This is a genomic window from Acidobacteriota bacterium, from assembly GCA_034211275.1.
Taxonomy (GTDB): Bacteria; Acidobacteriota; Thermoanaerobaculia; order Multivoradales; family JAHZIX01; genus JAGQSE01.
In genome coordinates, this window is the sequence record JAXHTF010000302.1 from 1 (window position 1) to 4,864 (window position 4,864).

The 4,864-nt window shown below is 66.3% G+C and carries 4 protein-coding genes; 1 reads left to right on the forward strand and 3 read right to left on the reverse strand.

Annotation, left to right across the window (positions count from 1 at the left end; genetic code table 11):
• From SX243_25135 to SX243_25145, 3 genes are all read right to left on the reverse strand, one after another.
• On the reverse strand, window positions 1-1,035 hold a 1,035-nt coding region (locus SX243_25135), incomplete at its 3' end, for a carbamoyltransferase N-terminal domain-containing protein (protein ID MDY7096274.1).
• Entirely contained in the window at window positions 1,032-3,119 is a 2,088-nt protein-coding gene (locus SX243_25140) for a radical SAM protein (protein MDY7096275.1), read from the reverse strand. The genes SX243_25140 and SX243_25135, both read right to left, overlap by 4 nt.
• Before the next feature lie 7 nt (window positions 3,120-3,126).
• A complete protein-coding gene (locus SX243_25145) occupies window positions 3,127-3,867 on the reverse strand; it encodes a class I SAM-dependent methyltransferase (protein ID MDY7096276.1) in 741 nt (246 codons plus the stop codon).
• A gap of 276 nt (window positions 3,868-4,143) precedes the next feature.
• On the opposite strand from SX243_25145, the gene SX243_25150 reads away from it, so the two are divergent.
• The coding region (locus tag SX243_25150) for a hypothetical protein (GenBank protein MDY7096277.1) at window positions 4,144-4,864 on the forward strand (721 nt) is incomplete at its 3' end.

Sequence of the window (4,864 nt, forward strand, 5' to 3'; positions counted from 1 at the left end):
CTCGGTCATCCGCGCCGGGTCTCCCAGAGCGTCCAGGTCGTAGCCCTGGCGGCGGGCCGAGTCCACCATGTGGTCAAACCAGCGGCGGGGGTGCTTTTCCTCGCCCCTGCGCGGTCCATCCCACCAATTGCCGACGAAGGCCGGGTCGAAGAAGGCCGGGCGGCCGTAGGCGCTCAGCCCCATGAGCTTGCCCGAACCGCCGATGCTGCCGAAGCCGATGTCCCGGCCCACCACGTGGTAGGTCCACCCCGCCGGCAGGCGATGGGGCGCCAGGGGGTAGAGGCGCTCCTCCTCGCCGTAGAAGAAGAGCCCGGCGCGATAGCCCCGCCGGGTGGAGCCGCCGTCGTGGCTGAGGATCGCCGCGCGGCGGTAGGGGCTTTCGTAGAAGCCGTAGGCGGCGTGGGCGTAGTGGTGGGAGAAGAGGGCCCCCGGAACTCGGCTCCCGTCGAGGGTCAGGGTGATGGGCAGGTGGAAGCTGCGGGAGAAGTCGTCATCGAGGAGGGGCCGGTAGTCGGTAGCGCCGATCTCGGCGAGGGTCCGTGGGCCTTCCCACAGCGGATGGGTGGCGAAGTCCTCGATGGACGGTAGCGAGGAGACGGTGGCGAGATCGTGGTGGCCGTATTGGCGGAAGAATTTCTTGTAGCGGTGCTCGCCGGGCTGGGAGTAGACCTCCGCCAGGCGGCGCAGGCCCTCGAGCTTTCCGGCTCCTGGTGGGGGCTCTTCGGCGTCGCCATAGCGCCGGCGCCACAGCGGGCTGGGGATTTCGTGGATGGCGGGGCCCCCGAAGACGAAGCTCAGGCGCTCGGGCTCGAAGAAGCAATATTCCACGTCCTGGGTGGAGGTAACGGCGCAGTAGTCGACGTCGCGGGGAGACAGGCCCGCGTCTTCCAGCACGTCTCGGACGTCGCTGAAGTCGAGACCGAGGGCGTGCTTGATCCGATTCTTGCGCTCTTTCTCCAGGAAGGCGACGACCTCGCCATCCCGCACGAGGGCCACGGCGGCATCGTGGCCGAAGTGCAAGCCGAGGACGATCACAGCACGGCGACCCGATTCTCTTCCTGGCGGCGGGGAGGCTCGCCGGCGGATTCGATGCGGAAGTGGGTTCGCTGAACCCGCGAGTACTCGGTATCGATGACAGAGTCCAGCCACCGGATCATCGCTGCTTCCTCGCCGTCGGGACCCCTCTCGAACCAGTCCAGGGGCCGGTCCAGGTGGCTGCCGGCGTGCTGCTGGTGGATGTGGACAGGGCGGGGGGGAGTCCAGGGGGCGGGCTCCGCCACCTCCTTCTCGTAGAGGTTGTCCTCGCTGAAGAAGCCGGGCCAGTCGTGGCGCAGGACCAGCTCACGGCCGACGCGGCGGTCGTAGTCCGGAGTGATCATCAGGGCGCTCTGGAAGGAGAGGAGGCTGTCCAGTAGGGCGTCGTCCCCGACGATGGGCCGCAGCGCCTCCCGCAGCTCGCCGTAGAGCCGCGGCGACTCGCTGATCCAGCGGAACATCATGTATTCCTCCACCGTCACCAGTGCGTCGAAGCTGGGCAGCTCGTCCACCGGCATCTGCTCGAAGGCCTGCTCGGCGCCGTCGGCGACGAAGGCGGCGGTGTGGCGGTAGCAGCGCCGGTAGACCTCTCCCAGCAGAGTCCCGGGATCGTCGAAGAGGGTCTGGAGGATCGGGCCGTAGAAGTCCTTGTAGGGCAGACCCCGGGCCTGGCGCAGGAAGCGGGAGAGGAATTGGGTCAGGCCGGAGTTGTGGAGGGCGATGACCGCGCGGCCCAGGCAGTACATGTCGACGTATTCGTGGCGGTCGTAGGAGGAGGTCTCGACGATGTAGACGTAGCGGTCCGAGCCGTCGGCCAGGGGCTGGGACTGGCGGCGGCGCTTGACGGAGCCGTAGCGCTCGATGGTCCGGATGCCCCATTTGTCCCGGTAGGCGGGGTCGTTGGCGGGTGCATTGGGCAGGACCATGAAGGGGTAGCAGACGAATTCGTCGTGAATGCCGGACTCCATGAGCTCCGCCAGGGTGTCGCGGAAGGTTTCGAGGGTGTCCTCGGGGGCGCCGAAGATGAGCTGCACGACGCTGGGAACGCCGTCTTCCTGGAGCTCCCGGAGCATGGCCAGCTGTCGCTCCTTGCGGATATTGGACCGGTCCATGGCTGCCAGCACGTCGTCGGACATGGACTGCACGGAGAGGGTGTGGAAGTCGATGAGGCCGGCGCGGAAGGCGCGGCGGTTGATCTCGGTCACCCGCTCGACATTGTTCTTGGCGTTGTTGAGCTGGATGGTCTTGGGATAGCCGGTGCGCTCCTTGGTCTCGATGAGCAGGTCGATGATGTCCAGATCCCGCTGGAAGATGCCGAAATTGGCGGAGGTGAAGGAGACCACCTCGATGCGGTGATCGCCGATCCACCGCGCCTCTTGCTCCAGCCGGTCCATGTCGATCTTGCGCACCTTGCTGTGGGTCGCCGAGCCCCAATCGCAGAAGGTGCATTTGTAGGGGCAGCCGCGGTCGGTCTCCCAGGAGACCACCAGCTGCTTGGCGCCGTCGGGTCCCCGCAGCTCGTCCAGTACCCGCTCGTAGTAGTCGCGCTGGGCGATCCAGGGTTGGTAGTCGAACTCCGCCATCAGCTTTTGATGGCCGGTGAATCGATAGGGCTGCTCGTCTCCCGGCTGCGGCGGCAGCACCAGGCCGGGGATCGCCTCGTAGTCCGGGACCCCCTCCAGGATCTGCTCGAGGATGGTGGCGAAGGGGACCTCGCCATCGCGCAGGACCAAGGCGTCGATGTAGGGGTGGTCGTCGAAGAAGCCGGGGCGGCGGTAGTCCGGGTCCGGGCCTCCGGCGAGGACCAGGCAGTGGGGATGGCGCTCTTTGACCGCGCGGGCGAGGTCGAAGTTGCTGTGGGTATTCCAGCAGTAGCAGCTCAGCCCCAGGACGTCGATGGGCACGTCCTCGTAGGGGGCCAGCATGGCGGAGGTGGACTGCTTGATGACGATGGGATCGAGCCAGGAGTAATTCTCCTGCAGGACCGGAATCTGCTCGCAATAGGACTTGAGGATGCCCCAGATGGTGGGCAGGTAGACCAGGCTGCTGACTCGGCCGGGGGTGCTGATGAGGATGTTCTTCATCGGATCTCTAACCAGGCTCCTTCCATGCCAGGAGCCGGTAGCAGAGCAATTCCATTCTGCCGACTTTGGGCCAGCCCGGATGGGGGATGGGGCCGTTGCGGGAGGTCAGGCGCTGGGCCGGATCGGTGGCAGCCTCGGTGATCTCGAAGCCCTGCTCCGACAGGATCCGCTTGTAGCCTTCCAGGTCCGTCTCGTATTCGAAACCCGGCAGGTCGAAGGTCATGGCGAGGAATCCGCCGGGAGCGACGGCGCCGCAGAGATTCTCTAGCGCCCGCGGCTGGCGCTCCCGCGGCACGTGCTCGAGCACCGACAGACAGCAGAGGAAGTCCACCGGACCGGGGACGTGCTCGGCGAAGTCCGTCTGCCGGTATTCGACGTTGGCCATGCGGACCCGCTCGAAGAGAGGGTTGTTGGGCATGAGATCAAGGGCGAGGACGCGCCGGAAGCCCATCTCGCCGAGGATGAAGCTGCTGGGATGTTTGCGGCCGCAGCCGGCGTCGAGAGCGACTTTGCTCTCGAGATTGAGGGTGCCGCGGTCGGCGAAGCAGTCTCGAACCACGTCCTGGAGCCAGCGGTACTCGTAGATCCGAGACCACCACTCCAGCTGATGGAAGTCCCACAGCTCTTCGCCACCGTCGCCGACGGCGCGGAATTTGGCCATCACGGGATCGTCGAGAACCACATAGCGGCTGTGGACCGACGGGGGCGAAGGGCCCCACCCGATCTCGAGGGATTCGCTGGTCTTCAAGGGGTGTTCGCTCTGCTTCGGTCCCACGCTGCTCCTGCCTTCATTCCTGCTTCCGCCACGACCTGCTGATTCGCGTCGTCAGGCCTGCAAATCGGCTGGAAAATGCGGGCTGCTCGGGAGAGCGACTTCTTCCTGGGCTTGCTAAAAGTGTATCATGCCGGAGTACTCTTGCTGAATTTCGCGCCTTGAAGGAATCTAATGGCAGAAAGAATGCGTTCGCCAACGCCCTTCCTCTCTGACCTTCGCGGAGGTCCCGCCGATCCACGCGGAGGAGGCATGGAGCTGCTGGCTGAAGCGCTGTCCTCGGGGCGCATCGAAGAGGCGCTCTTCTGCTACATCACGAACCGCTGGTACACCGGTGAGCTCTTCTGCCACGCCGCCTGGATCGAGAGCCTGGCGGCGGCGGGGCTGAAGGTCGCGGTGTGCACCAAGGACAGCTATCTCGAGCTCTTCTCCCGCCACCCCGCGGTCCAATCCCTCCACCCCGCTGAAGCCTTCACGCCGGAGCTCGCCGCCGCCTTCCCGCTGGTGGTCTTCGGGGCGACCCATCCGCCGGAGGCTTTCTCCGACGGCATCGAGCACGGCGTCTACTCGTGGAATAAGGGTCTCGCCTATGCCCATCGCGGGCGGGTGATGGAGCGGCGCGCGCGGAGCACGGTCAATCATTTCCGCTCCTCCCGGCCCTGCCGGTCCCAGCTGCCCCTGCCCGACGGCCGCTATTTGAGTCTCCATCTGGGCGCCGAGGAGCTGGCGGCGGCCGACGCGTGGCTCGACCGGCTGGGTCTCGGCCGGCAGGGAGCCCAGCGGGATCGGGGCATCATCGTCCTCAATCCCAGTGCCTCCAATCCGGTGACCCGCCGCTCCCAGCGCCCCAAGGCGGTGGACAACGAGCTCTGCGTGGAGGATTACTCCTCGCTCCTCTGTGCTCTGCGCCACCGCTTCCCCGACGAGGTGATCCTCGTCGGCAGTCCCGTCCTCGCCGCCGATGAGATCAATC

Coding starts and splice junctions, on each gene's coding strand:
- SX243_25140 (MDY7096275.1), bottom strand. CDS start 3,119: ATGAAGAACATCCTCATCAGCACCCCCGGCCGAGTCAGCAGCCTGGTC.